Origin of the sequence: Microbacterium sp. HD4P20 (assembly GCF_019449275.2) — a bacterium.
Classification (GTDB): domain Bacteria; phylum Actinomycetota; class Actinomycetes; order Actinomycetales; family Microbacteriaceae; genus Microbacterium.
The window spans coordinates 228181-250088 of the sequence record NZ_JAHZQZ020000022.1 but is presented as its reverse complement, the minus strand read 5'-3'; the positions used below and the strand labels follow the sequence as shown (position 1 = coordinate 250088).

Here is a 21908-nt window from a genome sequence, read left to right as displayed (position 1 = left end):
GCTCCGTCGGCAACAAGGCAGATTCCGTTGACGTCGGGGCACTCAGCGCCATTCGAAGAAGCCACCCAGAAGAAGACCGACGCTTATGTACACGACGAGGAACGCGAGTGAGATTGCCGCACCCCACGCGAGCCACCGGTAGTCATCCCAGGATCTCGGTCTGATCTGGCCCCACCGCTCACGATGCTGACGCTTCCGGCGGCGCGTAGCGCGAGATTCATCGCCGCGACGGAGGCTCATTCGACAAGTATCCCTACCGGATTTTCGTATGCAGGTCCTCGCGAGCGCATCGAGCGATTGCGGGTCCCCATGCGGGCCGTGCCCGAATCGTGACCCCTGCGTGCGGATCACAGCGCCGGATCGGTCTGCAGGCGATTGGTGCCGACCTCACTGACGCCCTGGCACCGTGGTAGCGGCTAAGTGCAGCCAACGGCAGGCCGGACTACTCGCCGGCTGGGCCGGACAAAGGTTCATCGGATAGCGGCGGCGCGGTTCCGGTGAAGGTCATGTCGGTCACGCGTACGTGCTTCCGCTTCTCTGCACCCGGATACCGTGCCTCCATATCTGCCTTCGTGGCAAGCGTCCCGTCCGCGTTCTGCCAGGGCCGATACTCACCGACCTGGGGCATCGATGCCCCGACGGCGAAACGGTTGTAGAACGCTGTCATCTGATCCGCGATCGAGCGGAGCTCCTCGTCCGAGTAGCTAACGTCGACGGGGAAATCCTTGTCACCGTCGCCAATCCGCTGGGTGGTGACGTGGGCCAGCTGCTTATGGATCTGCTGCACAAGTCCTGCCATCGCGTTGGCGACTTCGGTCTCGTCTTCAGAGCTCCAGTCCTCAGACAAGTAGCGTGCGAACTGATCGTCCTTGCGAGCGTTAGGTCCCGGCCCGCTGAGGAAGCCAACCATCGCGCGCACATCGAGCAAGAATGCCTGTAGAGCGGCGTGCCGGACCAGCAGAGGCATCTGCTCGTCGAGCATCACGCTGGGCAGTGTCGCGATCGCCTCGCTGAGAAGCGAAAGCTCCTGGATCGCATCGGTTCGGGGGAAGTGAAGGATGAGATCTTCGCCATCTCCAGCAGGAACGCGGATGTGCATGGGGTCAGTCTGGTGCACCTCGAGGACCGACAGCGGTGGGCTTCGAGTGCCGTTCGCCGTTCGGAAGCCGGTCGCTCATCGCACCGGGAGGCGGGCGCTCGCTCAGTGACTGAGGTAGTGCCACGCCATCCACAGAGTGGACCGTTGTCAAGTCTGAAGTCAGATGGCGGAGAGACTCTGTGGTAGCGCACCACCTCGGCTACTCGTCAGGGTGGAGCGCTCTCAGTTCGTTGAGGAGTTCGTCAGTACGCCGTCGGAAGGGGCGCGCGGGATCGGGATGGAACGCGTTGGATGGATCGGTCGAGGATATGGCGGATAGGTGCTCGCGTTGACTGTTCTCGTGAGCGATCACCCAAAGGTCCGCGAGCGTCAACATGATCGTGGCCGAGCCAACCCAGTCCGTCATGCCGTGCCGTGCCGAATGAATCCTCGGTCTTCCTCGTCGACATCAAACACCGCGCGGTGGTAGCCGACGCCGGCGTGCGCAGACTTGCTCAACAGACCATAGAACTGTCCCGCAGCCGAGGTGAGTTGCTTTAGGCGCCCGATGCACTTTTGCGGCTCGAGAAGGTTTATCGCGAGATCATCGTCTAGGTCCGCGGCCGCAACGGCCCATGCGATCTGCTCAAGCATTTGACGCGCGACCGTGTCAGCCTCGAAGCGCAGTCTCAGTTGATACAGCAGGTGCGCGGAGAAGAATGTGTATCGCAATCGGTGCAGCGCAACCGACGCAGCATAGATTCCGAGTGACATTGGCGCGTCAGGATTAGTGCTCAAGGCGGCGAGAGATGCGGCGATGTGCTCGTCGCCAGCGCGGTAGGCGCGCACGTACGCGGCACGCGCGGGGTCGCGCTCTGGCCCATCTCGTCTGCCATCCAGGTATCGACGCGCTGCGGTCATCCCAACGCCTAGCGTGCGTCCAACAGCGAGAGCGGACAGTTCCTCGGCGAGTTTTCCCTCCTCATCATGCATCCGGTCGTAGAGGATCGCTCCCGTGCCGGCAGAGGTGACGACGCTGAGATCCTCCAGGGTGCGAAACAGCGCTTCGGTACCCATCCGCGCCATCCAGTCAGGCGAGTCACCTTCATGTTGCATGACGCGACGCTAGCAATTCCCGCCCGCGGTGAGCGCCCTGCCCGCACGCAGATCGGTCGCTCAGCGTGCGGTGACCGTTCGCGCTCTGCCCTCGTGCCCATGCACGTATAGCCCGCCCGCCCACGATGCTCGGCGGGGCTCCCTTATCGAACGCGTTTCACCGGCAGCGAGCGAACGGGACTTTGCTCCCAGATCTGCCACCACCGCGGCCCCAACTGAACGCTCAAGGGCGTCGATCGGCTGACGCGCGCGGCATCGGGGCGAGACTGCGCCGGTTTCCACTTCCCACGCCCGAATGCCCCCGATCGACTACTCCGTCAGCACCAACGGCCCATCCGCCGTCAGCGCGATCGTGTGCTCGGAATGCGCGGCGCGACTGCCATCGGCGGAGCGGACGGTCCAGCCGTCGGCATCCATCCGGATCCGCGCCGTCGTCTTGGCCCACCATGGCTCGAGGGCGAAGACGAGCCCCGGTCGAAGGGGGAAGCCCCGACCGGGCCGCCCGTCGTTGCTGATGGAAAGGTCCTCGTGCATGCTGCGGCCGACGCCGTGGCCGCCGAACTCGAGGTTGACGGGGTAGCCGTATTTCGCCGCCACCGCACCGATCGCCGCGGAGATGTCGCCGACGCGGTTGCCGGGCTGGGCCGCTGCGATGCCCGCTGCCAGCGCCTCTTGAGTGGAACGGATCAGCCTCTCGTCTGCCGGGTCGGGGCGTCCGGCGATCACGGTGACCGCGGCATCCGCAACCCATCCGTCCACCGAGACAGCCAGATCGAGACTCACCACGTCGCCGTCGCGAAGCCGGTAGTCGTGAGGCAGGCCGTGCTGGGCGGCGTCATTGACCGACAGGCAGATGACGTTGCGGAACGGCCCATTGCCGAACGAGGGCGCGTAATCCCAGTAGCACGAGACGGCACCACGCTGCGCGATCGCCGCCCTCGCGGCATCCTCTATCTCGAGAAGGTTGACGCCGACGGCCACCATCTTCGACAACGTGGCTAGAGTGTCTCGCACGAAGGCGCCCGCCGGGCGCATCTGCTCGATCTCGGCGGGAGTATGGATGAAGATCATGACCGGTATAATAATACCGGTCATTGACGTGGAGGGAACACCGACATGATGGTTCGCGCACCCCTCACCCCTGAGCAACTCGCCGCGGGGCGCCGGCTCGGCCAGGCGCTGCGGCTCGCCCGCGGCTCCCGATCGCTGACCGACGTCGCCGGCCAGGCCGGAATCTCGCCCGAGACGCTGCGCAAGATCGAGACCGGCCGGATGCCGAGCCCGGCATTCGGGGTCGTCGCGGCACTCGGGGACGCACTCGGACTGTCGCTCGACGAGCTGGCCGACGAATGGGCCGGCGCAGCATCCCGAGGCGCGCGCAGCGCCTGAGCGCCCACCCGAGAGCTTCAGGCCTCGCGCTCGTCCCACTCGCGCCGCAGGTATCGGGGCGCCTGAACGCGCCACGCTTCGGTCACCAGCTCGACCAGATGGTCGTCGTCGATTCCGGCCATCCGGAACGCGACCTTCGGCTCGCCCCAGCGCGTCGTGGCGCCCAAGAACACGTCTGGCGCCATCTCGCGAAGGGCAACCGCGTCGATACTGTCGGCGACCTTGACGCCGACGACGAGTTCGCGCGCGATGATCGCGCGCATGTCTTCGGGGATGCTGGGCCACGGGTGGCATTCCCACGCGAAGAGCTTGCCGCGCACGAACCACGCGGCCCCTCCCGTCGTCGCACGCTCCTCGGCGCCGGGCAGCCCCGACGTCACGCGCCGCAGGTCGTCAAGGGTGGCCACACCTCGAGGGTATGGGCCACCCCTGACACCCGCGGAGCGCGAACTTCACCCCCGGCGCGAACTTCGCCCGCCCCGCCCGAGTCTCCCCGCAGGGCGCGAACCCCCTGTCAGGCCCGCTCCACCGGCAGCCACAGCTCGGTGGTCGCCGTGCTGAAGTCGTCCGAGCGATCGAGAATCGCCACCACCGACGGACCGGGGCGAAGCCGCCACGGGTTCGACGGGAACCAGTCCGCCGCCGTGGCCGCGTACGTCGACTGCAGAGCCTCGGGGTACGGGCCCTCGGTGCGGAACACCGCCCACGCCCCGGCCGGCACGTCGATCCTGTCGAGCTCGTCGGGCACCTCGGTGCCCTCGGCGACGGCAACGCCGTGGAGGTACGTCAGCTCGCTGCCGTCCGTGTAGTCGGGGTCGACATCGGCGCTCACCTGGAGCAGTCCCGCGGGTTCGGTGTTGCTCGCCTCTTTGAGTCGAGCGTGAGCGGATGCCGGCAGCCCGGTGATGTGCTCCTGGATGTGCGGATTGACCCCCTGGTGGATGAGGGGCACGCGGGTCGCATATCCGACCAGCGCGAACGCGGGTCGGTCGGTGATTCGAGTGTCCATGGTGGTGTTCCCTTCGACGGTCAGGCGGAACCTGAGTTGCGGTTGTGTGCGAAGGGGACCGCCGTTGCGACGCACGTCGCCAGGACTCACGCCGTGCACGGCTCGGAATGCCCGGTTGAACGCCTCTGTGGAGCCGTAGCCGTAGCGGACGGCGATGCCCAGCAGATCTTCATCGCCGAGCACGTCGGCCGCCGCGACAGCCATGCGGCGCCGCCGCACGTACTCCGACAGCGGCATACCGGCCAGCGACGAGAACATCCGGCGCAGGTGGTACTCCGTGGTGCCGAGACCGCTCGCGATGCCGGCGATGTCGATCTCATCGGTGAGCTGGCGCTCGATGATCTCGACGAGTCGGTTGAGAGCTGCGATCACGGCGTCCCCTTTCTGCATCAAGCCTCGTCATCGACGCGACCGCGCACCCGACAATCCCGGTCCGATTCAGTCGCCCTGCCCCGGCTGGGATTCGAGCAGGCGGATCTGCCCGCGGAGGAACGGCAGCACCGGCGCCCGGTACACCAGCGCGGGCGCGTGCTCGGGCTCGAGCGCGAACTCGGCCTGACCGAAGCGCCACATGCGGTTGAAGAGGAAGACCCCGAGCACCACGGTCTGGTCCGCCGGGACCTGCCACGTTCCGAGGCCCCATTGCACCGGCTGGCCGCGCCCGCCGATGACGAGCGTGGGCCTCACCCCGCCGTAGAGCGCGAACCGCGGCTTGTGCATCGTGAGGTCGATCCGGCGCGTGGTCGTGTCGCTCGGTGTCACTCGGAGTCTCCCAGCTCGGCGGGGTGTGTCAGTCGCCACCAAGCGGTGGGGGGCTTGATGCTGCCTTCGATTTCGAGATCGGATGCTGCGGCATCCGGCCCCGCAGACCAGATGAGGCCTCCCGCCACTTGGCCGTCTTCGTATGCTTCCGGTGCGGTGGTGGCCATCGTCACCGTGATCGGCGTGTCGGACCACGTGAAGACCGAGGCGCTGTCGCCCACGACGAGACGCGCGCTGGAGCCCCACGGGGTGGAGTAGGTCCCGACGACCTGCCCGGCCTCCGCGAGCGGCACGGAGCGGAATCCCTGACGGATGCTGCTGAGCAGAGCCGCGACGCTGCTGTTGACGGACTGACGCGACCACCCGCCGAGCATCACGCCGGTCACGCTCAGTGGCTCGGTGAGGCCTACGTCGAGCGATGCGGTGTACAGCAGGCTGTAGGTCCCTTCGCCGAGGTTGCCGGTCTTCAGCCCGGTGATCCCCTCGGTGCCGAGCAGATCATTGGTGTTCGACATGACGCCGAGCCCCGGTACCGAGACGGACGACGATCCGAGGATCTGCACGAGGACCGGGTTCGCCGCCGCGAGCTTGGCGATCGCAAGAAGGTCGCCGAGCGTGCTGGTGTTGCGAGGGTTGATGCCGGTGGGCTCGACGATGGTGGTGGACGTGAGGCCGTGGGCCGCGAGCCACCCACGCGTCGCGTTCAAGAAGGCCCACTCCGACCCGAACGCCCACGTCGCCACGGCCTCGGCGTAGTTGCTGGCGGACGGCACCAGCATCGTCGCGAGCGCGTCGTACTGCGACATCGAGCTGCCGGTGGGCATCGCGGCGATCGTCGCACCCAGAACGTAGTACTCGTCGTAGAGGTCGTGATCGGCCTTGTCGAAGGTGATCGTGGGTCCCGGCTCACCCGGGGCGAGAGGCTTGGCGTCGAGCACGACGAGGGCGGTGATCAGCTTGCTGATGCTGGCGATCGGACGAGCCTCGTCCGTGCCGCTGGTCAGCCATACTCCGCTCGCTCCGGCGCCGAGATACTCGTCCGCCCCGGCGACGCTGATCGCCGAGATGCCTTCGGCCGGGAGAGCGACGTTCGCAGCTGAGGGAACCGGCGCCGCAGGGGTTTGAGACGACAGCACCGGCGCACTCAGAGGCGCCGACAGCGCCCAGCCGACGTAGCCGCCCGACACCGCGAGGATGACGGCGAGCACGATCGCCGTGACGAGCAGACCACGGCGCCGCCGGCGTCGACGGCGCGCCGCATCGACCTGCGCGCGGCCCACCGGGAACTCCTCCTCGTGCCGCAGGAGCTCCGCGAATTCGGACAGCTCATCCGGCGTCTGGTGATGCGTCGTCATGGCGGGCCCCGTCGCTGATGTGGATCCATCATGCATCACCGCGGGTTGCCCGCGCGTTGGCCGCGACCGCGGAGTCAGCCGCCCGCAGCCGGAGGAGTGCGCTTGGATTCGGCGAGCTCGTCCACGTACAGACCGCTTTCGTCGATCGTGCCGTTGCGGTACGCCTGCCGCCCGACCATGTGCGCCGACAGCGGCGCGGTCGCGAGCTGGATCAGCACCACCGGAACGAGGAAGGCGACGACCGGCCACGACCGCAGCGAGAGCGCGACGGCCAGGCAGATGAGGATCAACCCCAGAACCTGAGGCTTGGTGGCTGCGTGGAGGCGCGCCGGCACATCGCGAAAACGCAGAAGTCCGATCGCCGCGGTCAGACACAGCAGCGCGCCGAGGAGGATCAGGATCAGCGCGGCGAGGTCGAGGGCTTGTTCGAGGTTCATCGGTCGACGTTGTCCCTTCGCGCCACGAATCGAGCGATCGAGATGGAGCCGAAGACGCCCACGGCCGCGATGATCAGCAGCGCCGGCAGGCTGCGGGTGTGCTGGTTGATCGCCATCTCGGCGCCGAGCACGCACATCACCTCGGTGAGGAGGACGTCGGATGCCACGGCCCGGTCGAGGATCGAGGGGCCGACGACGACACGCCACAGGGTCAGGAGGGCGGCCACCGTGAAGACGACGTAGATGACGATCAGCAGGACGTTCACTCGGCACCTCCGGCGATGCGGGCCGCGCGGTCGGCCTCACGGCGTGCGGAAGCCGCTGCCTTCACGGCCTGCAACTGGTCACGGGAACCCACCGCGCGCACGATGCGCGCCTCCCACTCGCGGATGTACTCGCGATGCTCCTCGACATCCTCATCACTGTGCACGCCGATCACGTGCAGGTAGAGGATCCGCCGGTCGCGGTCCGTCTCGAGGATGATCGAGCCGGGGATCAGGGATGCCGTCACCGCGGTGTGCGTCATGATCAGGTCGTCGTCCGTTGCGAGCGGCACCGCGATCATGGCCGATCCCGGCTGACGGCGCAGGTCCAGAGTCTGCCAGGCGACGATCAGCGAGCCTCGTACGAGTGCGACGAAGAACTGCACCACGAAGACGAGACCCCACCACGGGTTGAGGCGGCCGGAGAGCTCGGCCGGGGGCAGGCGGAAGATCCGCGTCACCACCACCGCTGCGACGAGGCCGGTGAGGAAGGCGAGCCAGGTCCACTGCCCCCACAGCAGCATCCATAGAACGATGAGCCAGGCGAAGAACGGCAGCTGCCGCCAAGCCCGCGCGAACAGACCCCGCTTGCTCGCAAGGCGCGGGGTTTCAGCATCCGTCACTCGCGTCATGGCTCGACCCCGTTCTCGGGCTCGCCGCTGCTGTCTTCGCGCTCCTGCTCGAGCTGTACGAGGGTCATCGGCTGCAGCAGTGCGCCACCGATGCGCGTGCACACGTCGTACAGCGGTCCGGCGAAGATCGTCAGCGCGACGGTGACGGCCACCATGCCTGCGGTGGACGCGGTCATGATCTTCGGGATGACCCGGCGCTCCGTCTCGAGTGCTGCGCCCTGCGAGGCGCCCAGATAAGAGATGCGCGCCTCGGTCTCGGCGGAGTCATCCTCTTCCCGCCAGAACGACAGGTTCCACGCACGCATGAGCGCGTACAGCGTGAGCAGGCTCGTGACGATGCCGGCAACCATCAGCACGATCATGAGGGGGGTTCCCACCTCGGCCGCGGCGTCGAAGAGGGCGAACTTTCCTATGAAGCCCGAGAACGGCGGCAATCCGCCGAGGTTGATCGCGGGGATGAAGTACAGCACGGCGATCACCGGCGCCGCCTTCATCAGCCCCTTGACGCGCAGGATCGAGGTGCTGCCGGCGCGGCGCTCGACGAGCCCGACGGCGAGGAAGAGCGTCGTCTGCACCACGATGTGGTGGACCATGTAATAGATCGTCGCGCCGATCGCGGCGGGCGTCGCGATCGCGAGGCCGAAGATCATGTAGCCGATATGGCTGACGAGCGTGAACGACAGGATGCGTTTGAGTTCGGCCTGCGCGACGGCGCCCAGCACGCCGACGATCATGGTCGCCAGCGCCACCCACAGCAGCAGCTGGTTGACATCGTTGTCGAGGAAGAGCTGCGTCTCGGTGCGGATGATCGCGTAGACGCCGACCTTGGTCAGCAGACCCGCGAACACCGCCGTGACCGGTGCCGGCGCGGTCGGGTACGAGTCTGGAAGCCAGAACGACAGCGGGAAGACCGCAGCCTTGATGCCGAAGGCCACCAGGAGCATGAGATGCAGCACGAGCTGCGTCTCTTGCGGCAGACTGCTCATGCGCTCGGCGATCTGCACCATGTTGACGGTTCCGAGCGCGCCGTAGATCATCGCGATCGCGGACAGGAACAGGATCGACGACACCAGCGACACGACGATGTACACCACGCCGGTGCGGATGCGGGACTCGGTGGAACCGAGCGTGATGAGCACGTACGACGCGACCAGCAGGATCTCGAATCCGACGTAGAGGTTGAACAGGTCGCCTGCGATGAAGGCGTTGAAGATCCCGGCGGCCAGGATCAGGTACGACGGATGGAAGATCGAGACGGGCGTCTCGTCGTCGCCGTCGGCGGCGCCCTGCCCCACCGAGAAGAGCAGCACGGCGAGCAGCACGATGCTCGAGACCATCACCAGCAGTGCCGCGAGCCGGTCGACGTAGAGCACGATGCCGAACGGGATCGGCCAGCCGCCGACCGACACGGCGATGGCCTGATCGCCGACGTCGACGACGAACAGCAGGACTGCCGCGATCGCGCACACCAGTGTGAGGGTGACGACCGACACCACGACCTGCGTGTGCCGGTGGCGGCCGGCGATGAGGGCGATCGCGGCGCCGAGGAGCGGCAGCGTCACGAGCAGCGGGACGAGGGCGGGAGCGAATTCGATCACGAGTCTTCACCTCCGTCGCGGCCACCGGTCTCGCGGGGCGGGGTGGCACGATCGACCGGCGCGTCGTCGCGAAGGCCGGCGAAGTCACGGCTGCCGATGATCCGGATCGGGGCGGTCTCGGTGCCGACGAAGTCCGTGGGGGTGTCGTCGTCGGTGTGTTCGATCTCGGTCTCGTCGTCCATGGCCTCTTCGACGTCGGCGGTGCCTTCGCGCACGGCGCGGTCGGCCTCGTCGTCCACGACGGTGTCGGCCTGTCCGAGCTGCCAGGAGCGGTAGATGAGAGCCAGCAGGAAGGCCGAGACGGCGAAGGTGATGACGATGGCGGTGAGCGTGAGTGCCTGGGGCAGCGGATCCGACATCTCGTCGGGCGTTGCCGCGGTGCCGAAGAACGGCGCGACGCCGGGCCGGCCCATCACGATCAGCAGGAGCAGGTTCGCGGCGTTGCCCAGGAGCAGGAAGCCGATCAGCACGCGTGTGAGGCTGCGTTCGAGCATCGCGTACACGCCGCACGCGAAGAGCACTGCCATCACGACGATGAGCACCAGAGAGACGTTCACGAGACACCCACCTCGCCCGGGCGACCCTGGCGCGCTTCGTGCGCCTGACGGTCGACTTCGGCCCCGAGGCTGCGCAGGACGTCGAACACGAGCCCGATGACGACGAGGTACACCCCGACGTCGAAGAGGGTCGAAGTGACGAACTCGACGTGGCCGATGATCGGAAGCTCGGTCTCGAAGAAGGTGCTGGTCAGGGGCGGCGCGCCGAAGAAGAGCGGGACGATCGCGCACGCGACGGCGATCGTCATGCCCGCGCCCAGGAGGCGCCCAGCGTCGGTCGGTGCAGCCGCGCCCAGTTCGTACCGACCACCCGCGACGTAGCGCATCACCAGGGCCATGCCCGCGACCAGGCCGCCGGCGAATCCCCCACCGGGAAGGTTGTGGCCGGCGAACAGCAGATACAGCGACACGATGATGATCGTGTGGAAGAGGATGCGCACGATCACCTCCAGGATGATCGAGCGATTCTCGGGTCGCACGCGCTGTCCGCCGACGAGCCAGGCCATACGCCCGCTGCCACGCTCGTTCGCGCCCTGCTGCAGCCCATCCGAGGTCTCGACGAGTGGCCGGCGGCTGCGGGTCGCTCCCGACGGGAGCGGAGAGAAACGTGAGAGCGTGTCGGCGCGGTGGGTGACGAAGACCAGGGATGCCACGCCCGTCGCGGCCAGGATCAGCACCGACAGCTCGCCCATGGTGTCCCAGCCGCGCAGGTCGACCAGCGCCACGTTGACGACGTTCCTGCCGTGCCCGAGTTCGTACGCGAGCTCGGGGAACGCATCCGAGATCGGCTCCTCGACACGTGCCGAGGTCGCCACGATCGCGACGAAGGCCATGGTGACGCCGACCGCCGCGCCCAGCACGCCGCGCGCCACCGGCCACACCGACGCGTTGTGCTCGCCGAGACGCGACGGGATGCGGCGCAGCACGAGCGCGAACGCCACGAGCGTCACGGTCTCGACGAGAACCTGGGTGACCGCCAGGTCGGGCGCGCCGCTCGTGGCGAACAGCAGCACCATGCCGAGGCCCGTGACCGACACGAGCACCACTCCCGTGTAGCGCTTGCGCGCGCGCACTGCCACCAGCCCCGCGGCGATCATGATCGGCGCGACCACGAGCTGCATCGGCGTCTGGAACGCGTCCAGCTGCGCACGCAGCTCTTGACTGGCCAGCAGCGCCGTCGCCTCGGCCGCCACGAAGACGACGAAGATCGTGCCGACATATACCGGCAGAGAGCCGCGCTGGGTGAAGCTCGTCGTCACGACCGAGAGGCGCGCGACGCCGCGCAGAGCGGCGTTGTAGACGTCGGCCGCGGTGAAGGGCAGCAGCCGCTTCACCGGGCGCCACGCCCGGCTCACCCAGAACACCACCACGCCGACGAGGATCGTGGCGAGCGAGATCCACAGCGCCGGCTCGAGGCCGTGCCACAGCGCGAGGTGGGCGGGATGCTCCGGAGCGGCCACGCCGGGTGTGGACAGCGGTGCTTGCTCGGCGTACGGAGCGAAGACCTTGTCGAGCCACGGCGCGAAGAACCCGGCGACGAGCGTGAGCCCCGAGAGCACCACCGGTGCAGCGAGGAACCCGATGGGCGGGTCGGGCCATTCCGTTTGCGGCATACGCTCGCCCGCGGCATCCCGCTTCGTCCAGAAGGCGCCCCAGACGAACCGGATGCCGTAAGCAGCGGTCAGGACGGAACCCAGAGCGATGCCCGCCAGCGCGACGATTCCCCACACCGCTCCGCCGGCCGCTTCGTGCAGCAGCGCCGCCAGCACGCCCTCCTTGGCGACGAAGCCGATCGTGGGAATGATGCCGACCATCGAGGCGATGGCGATGATCGAGAACGTCGCCATGACCGGTGCCTGCCGGCCGACACCGGACAACTCTGTGAGATCGCGTGTCGAGAGCTGACGGTCGATGACGCCGACGACGAGGAACAGCGCCGACTTGAACAGCGCGTGACTGAGCAGCAGCGCGAGTCCCGCGAGCGCGACATCTGCCGTGCCGTACCCGAGCACGACGGTCAGCATGCCGAGCTGGCTGACAGTTCCGAACGCGAGGACGCGCTTGAGGTCGGTCTCGCGCAGTGCCTGGAGTCCGCCGAGAAGCATGGTGAAGACGCCCAGGCCGATCACGATCGGCCGCCACGTCGGCGCGATCGCGAAGACCGGTGCGAGCCGAGCGATGAGGTAGATGCCGGCCTTCACCATCGCCGCCGCGTGCAAGTACGCGCTCACCGGCGTGGGGGCGGCCATCGCGCCCGGAAGCCAGAAGTGGAACGGGAAGATCGCCGACTTGCTGAGCGCACCCACGAGGATCAGCACGAGCGCCGCGTCGACGACGGGGCCGGTGGGTGCTTCGGCGAGGATGGTCGAGATGCTGGACGTGCCGGCATCGACGACGAGAAGCACGACGCCGATGAGCATCACGAGCCCGCCGAGCGTCGTCACCAGAAGGGCCTGCAGGGCCGCTCGTCGGCTCGCCGCGCGCTTGTTGTAGTAGCCGATGAGCAGGTACGACAGCACGCTCGTGACTTCCCAGAACATCACGAGCACGACGAGGTCGTCGGTGAGCACGAGTCCGTACATCGCGCCGGCGAAGGCGAGCAGCACCGCGGCGAACTGGCCGAGGTTCTCGGACTTGCCGCGGAAGTACCAGCGGCAGTAGATCATCACGAGAGCGCCGACACCGGTGACCACGAGCGTCATGAGCCACGACAGCGTGTCCATGCGCATCGAGAGGTCGATGCCGAGGGGTGGAATCCAGGCGTATGACTCGAACGGAATGTCGCCGGCCATCACCCGGGGTGTGAACACGGCGGCCTGAACGAACCCCGCGACGGGGAGGATCGCTGCGACGTAGAACGCGCGTGCGCCGATGTGCGAGACCAGCCACGGCAGCAGGAGCGGGACGACCGCGAACGCGCCGAGCACGAGGAGCATCCGGGCCTCCTCGTGGTCGTCGGCCGGGGGCTTCACGCGCGCGGCTCGGGCGATCGGGGTGTCGAAGCCAGTCTACCCGCGCAGCGCGCCCGTCCCTCTCCCGCCGCCCTCCCGCCCTCCCTCCCTCCCTCCCTCCCTTCCTCCCTCCCTCTCGCCGACCATGTCCCTTTCTCGCCGACCATGTGGGTTTGTCGCCGAGCATGTCCCCTTCACACCGACCATGTGGGGCATGGTCGGTGCAGAACCCACATGCTCGGCGCAGGAGCGACATGGTCGGGAGGGAGAGGGGGAGAGGGGGAGAGGGGGAGAGGGGAACAAGGGGGAGAGGGGGATGAGGGAGCGTGGGAGAGTGAGGCGTGGGTGTTCGACAGGCTCGGGGACGGCGCGGTGTCGCGATGCCCCGATGGGCGGAGGAATTGCTGGGGCTGGCCGCGGCGGTTGCGACCTCGGTCGGAGTCGTTGCGATGGTGGCGGCATCCGCACGCTCGGAGCTGATGTTCCGCGACGGGGACTCGCTCGTGACGACCCTCGTCGTGCAATCCGTCGCCGCCGGGCAGCCGCAGGACTGGGCCATGTCGACCGTGCTCTTCCTGCCGGAGACTGCCGTGCTCGGCATGCTGACTCTCTTCGGCCTCGGGGTGAACGGCACGCTCGCCCTCGCGGGCATCGTCAACCTCGTCGCCTTCTACGGCGCCCTCCGCGTCGTCGCCGGTTCGACGGCGCGGGTGCGCGCGCCCATCGCGGGAGCGCTCCTGGCCTTCGCGACGTTCGGGCTCATCGCCGTCAGCGAGACCTCTCCCTCTCGGGATGCGCTCGAGCTCGCGTCTCTGCTGACCCTGACGACGTACTACAGCGCGACGGTGATCGGCGTCGTGCTCGCCGTGGGCCTCGCTCGCCGGGCGCTGGACCGGCGGCATCGGCGCAACGTCGGCTCAGGGGGCAGTTCCCGCCGGTACTCCGCAACGGATGCCGCCGCAGCCGACCCTCGAACGACCGACCCCGACGCCTCGGGCGCCGTGCCGTGGACGCCGGTGGCTGTGCTGGGTGTCGTGGCCGCGGCATCCGTCGTCACGAATCCGCTGTTCGCGGCGTGGGCGACCGTCCCTCTCGGGCTCGTGCTCGTGGTGACGTGGGCACTGACGCGCAGCGGCACCGCGCTGTGGCTGGCAGGCGCGCTCATCGCGGGAACGGCCACGGGCTTCGTGGGACGGATGCCGCTGGCCCCGCTCATCGCCAACACCGGAGCCGGCTACGCCGATCCGTCGCGATGGGCGGAGTCGCTCGGCTACTACGGCACCCTGCTGGCCGAGCGGTGGAGCGCGCCGTGGGGAGCGGCATCCGCCCTCGTACTGCTCGCACTGTGGGCGTGGTGCGTCGCAGCGACCGCGGTACTCGCCCGCCGAGGTGACCTGGGCGCTGCGGTCGTGACCGCGTACGGCTGGGTGCTGCCGCTGCTCGTCGTGGTGGGCGCGATCGCGCTCGGCACCAACGCCGCGCGATACCTGCAGCCGGCGGCCTTCGCGCCGCTGCTCGGACTGATCGTCGTGCCGGGGTTGCTCTCGGCCCGCACGCGTGTCGCGGCGAGCACGAACCCGAGCCGTCGCTCAGCCGTCGCTGTCGGCTTCGCCGGCGCGGGCGCCGTCGTGCTGTTGATCCTCGCCGGGGCGGTCGGCGTCCCCCGGATCGTCACCGCGGTGACGGCGCCCGACGCCGACCTCGACTGCGTGGTCGAGTGGGTCGAGCGGTCGGGACGCACCGGCGCCGGCCAGTTCTGGACGGTGCGCTTGCCGAAGGCGCATCTGGCCGACCCGCGCGCGCTCGTGCAGGTCGACCACCAGCTGCGCGGCTACGCGTGGCTGGTCAACCGCGACGACTTCGCGGTGGGAGAAGTGTCGTTCCTGGTGCTGGATGCTCAGTCCCCCGCTTTCGATCTGCCCGAAGGCGCGTCGGTCGATGACGCCCGGCACGTCTCGTGCGGCCGATACACGATCGCCGACTTCGGCGACGAAGCGCTGCCCCTGGGCCCGCAGCGTTCCTGACCCAGGGGCAGGGCCCTATCGGCGGCGGTACCGCAGAACCGCGCATCCGTTGCTGAAGGTCAGCGCTTCTTCAAGCGCGAACTGCACCGGGGCGAAGTCCGCGGCGAACGCCGGCAGCCCGCTGCCGGCGACCACGGGGTACTTCTTGACGATGAGGCGGTCGATCTCGGGCAGGAGTTCACCCGCCAGCCGTCCTCCGCCGGCGAGATAGATCCCCAGCCCTTCCTGGGCCTTCAGCTCACGGATGTAGCCGCGCGGGTCATCGCGCACGAGTTCCACCGCCGAGTCGGGCGAAGCATCCATCGATCGGCTGACCACGATTTGCCGCAGGTGCGCGTACGGGCTCGTGATGCCGATCTCGAGCGCCGGATCGTACGTGCGGCGGCCCATCACGACGGTGTCGAATCCGCGATTCTGCACGTCGTCGATGCCGATCGCCTGCCGCACGTGCGTCGGCAGCACCTCGGGATAGGCGTCGTTCATATGCGCGCTGTGGTCTTCTGCGAGCGGGTAGAAGTCGACCTCGTCGTGGGGACCCGCGATGAACCCATCGAGGGTCATGCCGATGTAGTACGTCAGCTCACGCATGGTGGCTCCTTCCTGGCGACCGGCGGTCGCACTCCCGCAGACTAACCACTACATGTGGAGTACTGCAAGTGCAGTGGTTGTGTGCGACACTGGGGCGATGGTCGCCAACCCGCAACGCCGCCGCCAGCTGCTCGACGCAGGCATCGACGTGCTGGCACGTCAAGGTGCCCGGGGGCTGACCTTCCGCGCAGTCGACGAGGCCGCCGGAGTCCCACAGGGGACGACGTCGAACTACTTCGCCAACCGGGAGGAGCTGCTCCGCGAACTCGGAGGCTACGTCTTCGAGCGACTCACGCCCGATCCCGTCCCCGAGTTCGGTGCCCCGACTCGCGCCCGGGAGGTTCAGCTCATGAAGGAGCTGCTCGGCCGCGCGCGCGCCGACCGCGAGGGTTTTCTGGCGCTCTACGAGCTTCGGCTCGAGGCGGTACGGCGTCCGGACCTCGCGGACGCGATCGTGGACCGGTATGCCGCGAACCTCGACGAGATCTCAGCCGGACACGTCGAAGGCGGCTTCCCTGGCGATCGGCGAACGGCCCTGCTGCTCTACCTCGGCATGAGCGGCCTGATCCTGGAGTACCTCACCCTGCCGGGGCTGCTGCCCGGCGACGAGAACGGCATCGACCAGTTGGTCGAAGACCTCGTCACGGCCGTCGTTCCCCCGGAGTAGGTCGCGCGGGCGGCTGCGCCGCGGCTCAGCCGGCCGGAGCCGGAGCCGTGGTGTTGCCCTCGTGGAAGGTGCACGTGAAGTTGATCGAGGCCGCCACGCCGCCGTCGAGCATCGCGGCCACGGCCTCTCCCGCGGCGCGCCCCTTGTCGGCGGCCGGCTGCACCAGGGTGGTGAGTTCGTAGGGCGCCAGCCCGTCGACGACGATCCCGTCGAACCCCGTGACGCTGACGTCCTCGGGAACGCGGAGCCCCGCTTCCTCGGCGGCGCGGATCACCCCGGCGGCCAGCAGATCGGACTGCGCCATCACGGCGGTGGGCCGACGCGCCGGGCCGGCGAAGATCTCGCGACCGGCCAGGAGGCCCTCGTCGATGAAGCTGCCCGCCGCGGCGTAGGCCGGGGCATCCGGGAACACGTCCAACGCCCCCGCGAGGCGCTCGCGCGTGACGTCGATCGTTATGGCCGTGCCGTCGCCGAGCCAGCCCCGTTCCCACCCGGCTCTGGCGGGGAGCGCAACGATGGCGACGTCGCGGTGTCCGAGGGTGCGCAGGTGGCTGGCCGCGTGCCGCTGAGCCTCTCGGTTGTCGAGGCCGATCCGTGGGACGTCGTGGCCGGCATCCCCTTCGATGACGACCACCGGGATGCCACGTGCCCGCACCGCGTCGAGGGATTCGCGCAGAAGGCCACTGCAGCCGACGAGCACGGCCGCGTCGAGCGGGGCGGTGGTCAGCGACGGTCCCGATCCCGCGGGCTCGTGATCGCGCAGCAGCAGCAGGCCCGCTCCGAGCGGGGCGACGGCGTCGGCGAGGCCGTCCATCATGAGCGTCTTGACCGGATCGAGGAACGCCGTGCGCAGGTGCTCCTCGAAGACCACGCCCACGATGCCGGAGCGTCCGCGGCGCAGCGACGCCGCGCGGGGGTCCGGTCCGGTATAGCCGAGTGCGGCGGCCGCGTCGCGCACCCGGCGCCGGGTGGCATCCGACACGGGCGTCTTGCCGCTGAACACGACGGACGCCGTCGAGGGCGAGACCCCTGCCTCGCGGGCGACATCCGAGATCGTGGCGCGGCGCGTGCTCATGACGAGTCGATCGTAACCCGTCCGGTGCGCCGCGTGTCGAATCGATTCGGTACTCTGTCCGGATGGAACTCGTCCTGACCCGCTCCCAGTACGTCCGCTGGCGCACAGCGGTCTTCGCCATCTTCCTGGCGAGCGGCCTGAGCATCGCCACCTGGGCATCGCGGGTTCCCGCCATCAAGGTCACGCTCGACGTCGACAACATCCAGATCGGGCTCATGCTCCTGGGGGCCGGAATCGCCTCCATCGTCGGGCTCTCGCTGTCGAGCGTGGTGCTCGCGCGATTCGGCGCTCGAAAAGGGATGCTCGTGGCCATGCTCGTCTTCGCCGCGGGCGTCGCGATCATCGGCGTCGGCACCGACGTCCTGCAGTCCTTCGTCGTGGTCGTGGCAGGGCTCGTGCTGTTCGGCCTCGGCAACGGCGCGGTCGACGTCATGATGAACGTCGAGGGCGCGGCGATCGAGAAGCAGTCGAGCAAGACGATCCTTCCGCTGTTCCACGGGTTCTTCAGCTTCGGCACCGTGATCGGCGCCGGCATCGGCGCCGCTGCGGCCGGCTGGCACATCAACGTGCTCGTGCACACGGCCGTCATGGCGGTCGTTATCGTCGGCATCGCGTTCGCGACGTACGCCAACGTCCCCGAGACGGAGATCACCGGAGACACCGTCCCCACGCCCCCTCCAGGCGCCGCTGGCGCGTCGCCCGGAGCCTCCGGGCGCGTGGGCCCCGCCGCGGCCGACAAGGCGCACTGGCGCGAGCGTCTTCACACCTCGCTGTCTGCCTGGCGTGAGCCGCGCACCTACGCCCTGGGCGTGATCATGCTCGGCATGGCCTTCGCCGAGGGTGGCGCGAACGACTGGCTGGCGCTCGGCATGGTCGAGGGGCACGGCGCGACGCCCGCCATCGGTGCGCTCGGGCTGACGGTGTTCTCGGTCTCGATGACGGTGGTGCGGGTCTTCGGCGGACCGCTCGTCGATCGCTTCGGGCGCGTGAACACGCTGCGCGCGCTGTCGGTGCTCGCCGCGGGCGGTCTGCTGCTGTTCATCCTCGCGCCGAGCATCCCGCTCGTGTTCGTCGGAGCGGCGCTGTGGGGCGCGGGCGTGTCGCTCGGCTTCCCGCTCGGCATGTCGGCCGCCGCGGACGATCCGGCCAAGGCCGCCGCGCGCGTCAGCGCGGCCGCGACGATCGGGTACATCTCGTTCCTGTGCGGACCGCCCATCCTCGGATTCATCAGCGAGCAGATCGGACTGTTGAACACCCTGTACATCCTGGTCGCGCTGGCCGTGGCATCCGGTCTCGCCTCTTCGGCGGCCAAGCCGATCGCCGGCTCGACCGTGGGGGCAGGCCACACCCACCACTGAGCCGGCTCGTTCGTCGCGTCTATTCGATCGTCGAGGGTGTCGCGTCGTCGAGCACCGACCGGGCGAGGAGCGTGGCTCCGGCCACGGCCGCGGGCATGGTGACCACGGCACCCAGTGGCACGAGGAAGCACAGCTGCGTCGCAACGCCGAATCCCAGCATCCGTCCCCGATGCCTGCGCATCAGGGCCCGCCGCGTGGGACGCGTCATGCCGCGCGCCGTGAGCGCCCGCGCGCTGAGCTCGTCCGCGATCAGCCAGCCGGTGAGCAGCACACCGCACACCGTGCCCAGCACGCTGCCGACCACGGGGATGAGACCGAGGAGCACCGCGAGCAGCGCGACGGCGACACCGCGACCGATGAGCGAGAGGGTGTCGCCGACGGAGCGCCAGAAACCGTAGTCGGCGTCGAGCTCGGCCCCGCCGAGGTCGGCTTCGACCGCCTTCCAGATGCGCTCGTAGAACGGCTCGCCGATGAGGAGCGTGAGCGCCGTGAACGAGATCGCGACGAGGACGAGCGCGGAGCCGAACACGGCTGTGCCGACGGCGATCCGGATGACGGTGGCCCACAGCCCCGGCCACGAATCGGCGAAGGGCGTGACCGCTTCGGTGATTCCCGGGAGGAAGATGCCCAGCGCGATCAGACCCGACAGCAGCAGCGCGGCGACGATCGCGGCGGGAAGCATGCCGAGCGCCATGACCCCCGGCCGCTGCCGCCAATAGCCGAATCCGCGGGCCAGCAAGCCCACACCCCGGGCGAACTCACGCATGCCCTCAGCGTACGGGCCGGGGGCGCCGGGCAGGGGCCGGGCCGGGGCCGGCGCGGGCCCGGCACGGCGCTCGAGGGTCGCGTTCTGCGGGGTCGGCACCGAGGTTCCCGCGTGTCGCGCCACCCGAACACCGGGCAGCGACCCGGCACGACGCTCGGGAGTCGCATTCTGCGGGGTCGGCGCCGAGGTTCCCGCGCGTCGCGCCACCCGAAACCCGAACACCGGGCAGCGACCTCGCACGGCGCTCGGGGGTCGCACCCTGCGGGATCGGCGCCGAGGTTCCCGCGCGTCGCGCCACCCGAACACCGGGAGGCGACCTGGCGTGGGAGGGACGCCGGGGATGCGACCGGCGGAGAGTCGAACGCCGTCAGGCGTCGCCCGCGGCGAGCGCGACGGCGTGGGAGCGGCTGCGGGCGCCGAGCTTGGCCAGCACGCTCGACACGTGCGTCTTGACGGTCGCGACCGAGATGCCGAGATCGGCGGCCAGCTCGCCGTTGGACCGGCCTGCCCGCATGCCTTCGAGCACCTCGCGCTCGCGCTCGGTCAGGTGATCCAGACCGTGTGTCGCGGGGCCGGCCACCGGCCCGTCGTCCCTCGCGATGAGCGCCAGCGCGCGCCGGGTCACACCGGGGTCGAGCACGCCCTGACCCGCAGCGACGCGTCGCACGGCGTCGACGAGGGTCGCGGCATCCGTCGTCTTCAACAGGAACCCGGCGGCGCCCGCACGCAGCGCGCCGTCGACGAGTTCGTCCTCGTCGAAGCTCGTCAGCACGAGCACCTCGGCCGAGCCGCTCGCGACGATCTCGCGGGTCGCGGCGATGCCGTCGACTCCCGGCATGCGCAGGTCCATCAGGACGACATCCGGATGCAGCGCCGCAGCGTTGCGGATCGCCACCGCGCCGTCGGCTGCTTCGCCGACGACCTCGAGCCCGTGCGTCTCGAGCATGATCCGCAGGCCCTCGCGGATCGCGGCGTGGTCGTCGGCGAGGAGCACTCGCACCGATCCATTCATGCCGGCGCCTCCCGTGGGATCTCGGCCTGCACCGACCAGCCGCCGGGCACGGGCCCCGCCTGCAAGCGACCCCCGAGCGCTCGCGCCCGCTCGGCGAGCAGCTCGAGACCCCAGCCGCTGCCCACCAGGGCAGGCCGCTCGAGCCGCGCGCCGCCGCGCGAGTCGACGCGCACGCGCACGTCGGAGTCGTCGGCCTCGAGGGCCACCGCGACGTCGGCGCCCGCCGCGTGCCGCAGGCAGTTGGCGAGAGACTCCTGCACGATGCGGGCAAGCGCCTGGTCGACCGGCGCGGGCACGTCGCCGGCGATCGCATCATCCAACGTCACGTGCAACCCGTGGCGGCGGGCGTCCTCGACGAGCGTCGGCAACGCGTCGCGGCGCAGCGGAGCCGCCGGCGCGTCGGCACCCGTACGCAGCACCGCGATCATCGACCGCAGCGCACGGTGCGCCTCGAGGCTCGAGTCGCGTACGGCGCGCAGCGCCGCGCGATCGGCCTCCGGCGAGGCGCTCGACGCCGACCGATCGGCCGAGCCGGGGGAGGCCAGCGCCGCCTCCGCCCGGATCGCCATCGCCGAGACATGCCCGGCGACGAGGTCGTGCAGCTCTCGCGCCATGTCTTCCCGCTCGTGCCGCACCGCCTCGGCGCGGTCGCGCTCGGCGAGGCGCTCGGCGTCGAGGGCGCGCTGGCGATGAAGCTCCACCAGTTCGTGCGCTTGGGCAACCGCCGTCGCGTACCAGTAGGCGGTGCCCAGGAGCGCACCGATCTGCAGGCCGATCACCACTGTGACCTGCAGGTCGCGCGACACGGCGAAGGCGGCCGCCGTCACCAGCGCCGTGGCCACGCCGACTCCGAGCAGAATGCGGCGCCGGCCCGCCGCAGACGAGGTACGAGTAGCCGCGTACACCAGGTCGAGTACGACGATGAAGGTGGTGATGCCGCCGACGGTGAGCAGGTCGGCGATGCACAGCGCGACGCCCACCGCGAGCGCGGCGAACGGCGCCCTCGCCCGCACGAGCGCAAGCGCCGAGGCCGGCAACGCGAAGATCAGCGACCACCACGGCGACACCGGCGCGGGCAGCAGCGAGAACATCGACCACAGCCCCACGAGCCCGACGGCGGCCGTGAGAACCGAGAGGGCCGCATACGCGAGCGCGTCGGCCGGACCGCGGTGCGCTCGCACCCACGTCCGGACGGCGGCGAACACGCCGGAGCTGGTTTCCACGACTTCATGCAACCACTCCGGTCGGGCCGCGGCATCCGTCGAAGGAAC

At 69.3% G+C, this 21908-nt stretch carries 22 protein-coding genes; 4 read left to right on the top strand and 18 right to left on the bottom strand.

Annotation, left to right across the window (positions count from 1 at the left end):
- Nucleotides 1-442: 442 nt before the first annotated feature.
- The 3 genes from K0817_RS17690 to map form a co-directional block, all read right to left on the bottom strand.
- Nucleotides 443-1099 (bottom strand): hypothetical protein, encoded by a 657-nt coding sequence (locus tag K0817_RS17690; protein WP_219982994.1) that lies wholly within the window; start codon nt 1097-1099, stop codon nt 443-445.
- A gap of 402 nt (nt 1100-1501) precedes the next feature.
- Entirely contained in the window at nt 1502-2194 is a 693-nt protein-coding gene (locus K0817_RS17685; protein ID WP_219982993.1) for a hypothetical protein, read from the bottom strand.
- Between the two features lie 309 nt (nt 2195-2503).
- Entirely contained in the window at nt 2504-3265 is a 762-nt protein-coding gene (gene map, locus K0817_RS17680) for a type I methionyl aminopeptidase (protein WP_219982992.1), read from the bottom strand.
- Nucleotides 3266-3313: 48 nt separating this feature from the next.
- Between map and K0817_RS17675 the strand changes: the two genes are divergently transcribed.
- Nucleotides 3314-3583, top strand: a complete 270-nt coding sequence (locus K0817_RS17675; protein WP_219982991.1) for a helix-turn-helix domain-containing protein — start codon at nt 3314-3316, stop codon at nt 3581-3583.
- Between the two features lie 17 nt (nt 3584-3600).
- Here the strand turns inward: K0817_RS17675 and K0817_RS17670 are convergent, their stop codons facing one another.
- The 10 genes from K0817_RS17670 to K0817_RS17625 form a co-directional block, all read right to left on the bottom strand.
- Nucleotides 3601-3990: an MmcQ/YjbR family DNA-binding protein gene (locus K0817_RS17670; RefSeq protein WP_219982990.1), complete on the bottom strand. Its 390-nt coding sequence runs from the start codon at nt 3988-3990 to the stop codon at nt 3601-3603.
- 107 nt (nt 3991-4097) lie between these two features.
- Entirely contained in the window at nt 4098-4964 is an 867-nt protein-coding gene (locus K0817_RS17665; protein ID WP_253735484.1) for an AraC family transcriptional regulator, read from the bottom strand.
- Between the two features lie 66 nt (nt 4965-5030).
- Nucleotides 5031-5354 (bottom strand): hypothetical protein, encoded by a 324-nt coding sequence (locus tag K0817_RS17660; protein ID WP_219982988.1) that lies wholly within the window; start codon nt 5352-5354, stop codon nt 5031-5033.
- Nucleotides 5351-6709, bottom strand: coding sequence for a D-alanyl-D-alanine carboxypeptidase family protein (locus K0817_RS17655; RefSeq protein WP_219982987.1), 1359 nt, complete (start codon nt 6707-6709; stop codon nt 5351-5353). The genes K0817_RS17660 and K0817_RS17655 overlap by 4 nt, the downstream gene beginning before the upstream one ends.
- 74 nt (nt 6710-6783) lie before the next feature.
- Nucleotides 6784-7146 carry a monovalent cation/H(+) antiporter subunit G gene (gene mnhG, locus K0817_RS17650; protein ID WP_219982986.1) on the bottom strand — a complete coding sequence of 121 codons (363 nt, stop codon included), beginning with the start codon at nt 7144-7146 and terminating at the stop codon, nt 6784-6786.
- Nucleotides 7143-7412, bottom strand: a complete 270-nt coding sequence (locus K0817_RS17645; RefSeq protein ID WP_219982985.1) for a monovalent cation/H+ antiporter complex subunit F — start codon at nt 7410-7412, stop codon at nt 7143-7145. The genes mnhG and K0817_RS17645 overlap by 4 nt, the downstream gene beginning before the upstream one ends.
- On the bottom strand, nt 7409-8041 hold the full coding sequence (locus tag K0817_RS17640) for a Na+/H+ antiporter subunit E (RefSeq protein ID WP_219982984.1): 633 nt from the start codon (nt 8039-8041) through the stop codon (nt 7409-7411). Before K0817_RS17640 ends, K0817_RS17645 begins: the two co-directional genes overlap by 4 nt.
- On the bottom strand, nt 8038-9639 hold the full coding sequence (locus K0817_RS17635) for a Na+/H+ antiporter subunit D (protein ID WP_219982983.1): 1602 nt from the start codon (nt 9637-9639) through the stop codon (nt 8038-8040). The genes K0817_RS17640 and K0817_RS17635 overlap by 4 nt, the downstream gene beginning before the upstream one ends.
- Nucleotides 9636-10196 carry a Na(+)/H(+) antiporter subunit C gene (locus tag K0817_RS17630; protein WP_219982982.1) on the bottom strand — a complete coding sequence of 187 codons (561 nt, stop codon included), beginning with the start codon at nt 10194-10196 and terminating at the stop codon, nt 9636-9638. Before K0817_RS17630 ends, K0817_RS17635 begins: the two co-directional genes overlap by 4 nt.
- Nucleotides 10193-13132: a Na+/H+ antiporter subunit A gene (locus K0817_RS17625; protein WP_219983161.1), complete on the bottom strand. Its 2940-nt coding sequence runs from the start codon at nt 13130-13132 to the stop codon at nt 10193-10195. Before K0817_RS17625 ends, K0817_RS17630 begins: the two co-directional genes overlap by 4 nt.
- Nucleotides 13133-13527: 395 nt before the next feature.
- Here K0817_RS17625 and K0817_RS17620 point away from each other — a divergent pair, with 395 nt between their 5' ends.
- Complete coding sequence (locus K0817_RS17620; protein WP_219982981.1) at nt 13528-15171, top strand: hypothetical protein; 1644 nt, start codon at nt 13528-13530, stop codon at nt 15169-15171.
- Between the two features lie 15 nt (nt 15172-15186).
- Here K0817_RS17620 and K0817_RS17615 read toward each other — a convergent pair whose 3' ends face one another.
- Nucleotides 15187-15759 (bottom strand): dihydrofolate reductase family protein, encoded by a 573-nt coding sequence (locus K0817_RS17615; RefSeq protein WP_219982980.1) that lies wholly within the window; start codon nt 15757-15759, stop codon nt 15187-15189.
- Between the two features lie 97 nt (nt 15760-15856).
- Here K0817_RS17615 and K0817_RS17610 point away from each other — a divergent pair, with 97 nt between their 5' ends.
- The gene (locus tag K0817_RS17610) at nt 15857-16426 is read left to right on the top strand and encodes a TetR/AcrR family transcriptional regulator (protein WP_219982979.1); all 570 of its coding nucleotides are present in this window, start codon (nt 15857-15859) and stop codon (nt 16424-16426) included.
- A gap of 25 nt (nt 16427-16451) precedes the next feature.
- On the opposite strand, the gene K0817_RS17605 is transcribed toward K0817_RS17610, so the two are convergent.
- A complete protein-coding gene (locus tag K0817_RS17605) occupies nt 16452-17501 on the bottom strand; it encodes a LacI family DNA-binding transcriptional regulator (protein ID WP_219982978.1) in 1050 nt (349 codons plus the stop codon).
- A gap of 62 nt (nt 17502-17563) precedes the next feature.
- On the opposite strand from K0817_RS17605, the gene K0817_RS17600 reads away from it, so the two are divergent.
- The gene (locus K0817_RS17600; RefSeq protein ID WP_219982977.1) at nt 17564-18859 is read left to right on the top strand and encodes an MFS transporter; all 1296 of its coding nucleotides are present in this window, start codon (nt 17564-17566) and stop codon (nt 18857-18859) included.
- A gap of 19 nt (nt 18860-18878) precedes the next feature.
- Here the strand turns inward: K0817_RS17600 and K0817_RS17595 are convergent, their stop codons facing one another.
- The 3 genes from K0817_RS17595 to K0817_RS18755 form a co-directional block, all read right to left on the bottom strand.
- A complete protein-coding gene (locus K0817_RS17595) occupies nt 18879-19625 on the bottom strand; it encodes an EI24 domain-containing protein (RefSeq protein ID WP_219982976.1) in 747 nt (248 codons plus the stop codon).
- A gap of 367 nt (nt 19626-19992) precedes the next feature.
- Nucleotides 19993-20637, bottom strand: coding sequence for a response regulator transcription factor (locus tag K0817_RS17590; RefSeq protein ID WP_219982975.1), 645 nt, complete (start codon nt 20635-20637; stop codon nt 19993-19995).
- Nucleotides 20634-21860, bottom strand: coding sequence for a histidine kinase (locus K0817_RS18755; protein WP_253735483.1), 1227 nt, complete (start codon nt 21858-21860; stop codon nt 20634-20636). The genes K0817_RS17590 and K0817_RS18755 overlap by 4 nt, the downstream gene beginning before the upstream one ends.
- Nucleotides 21861-21908 lie beyond the last annotated feature (48 nt).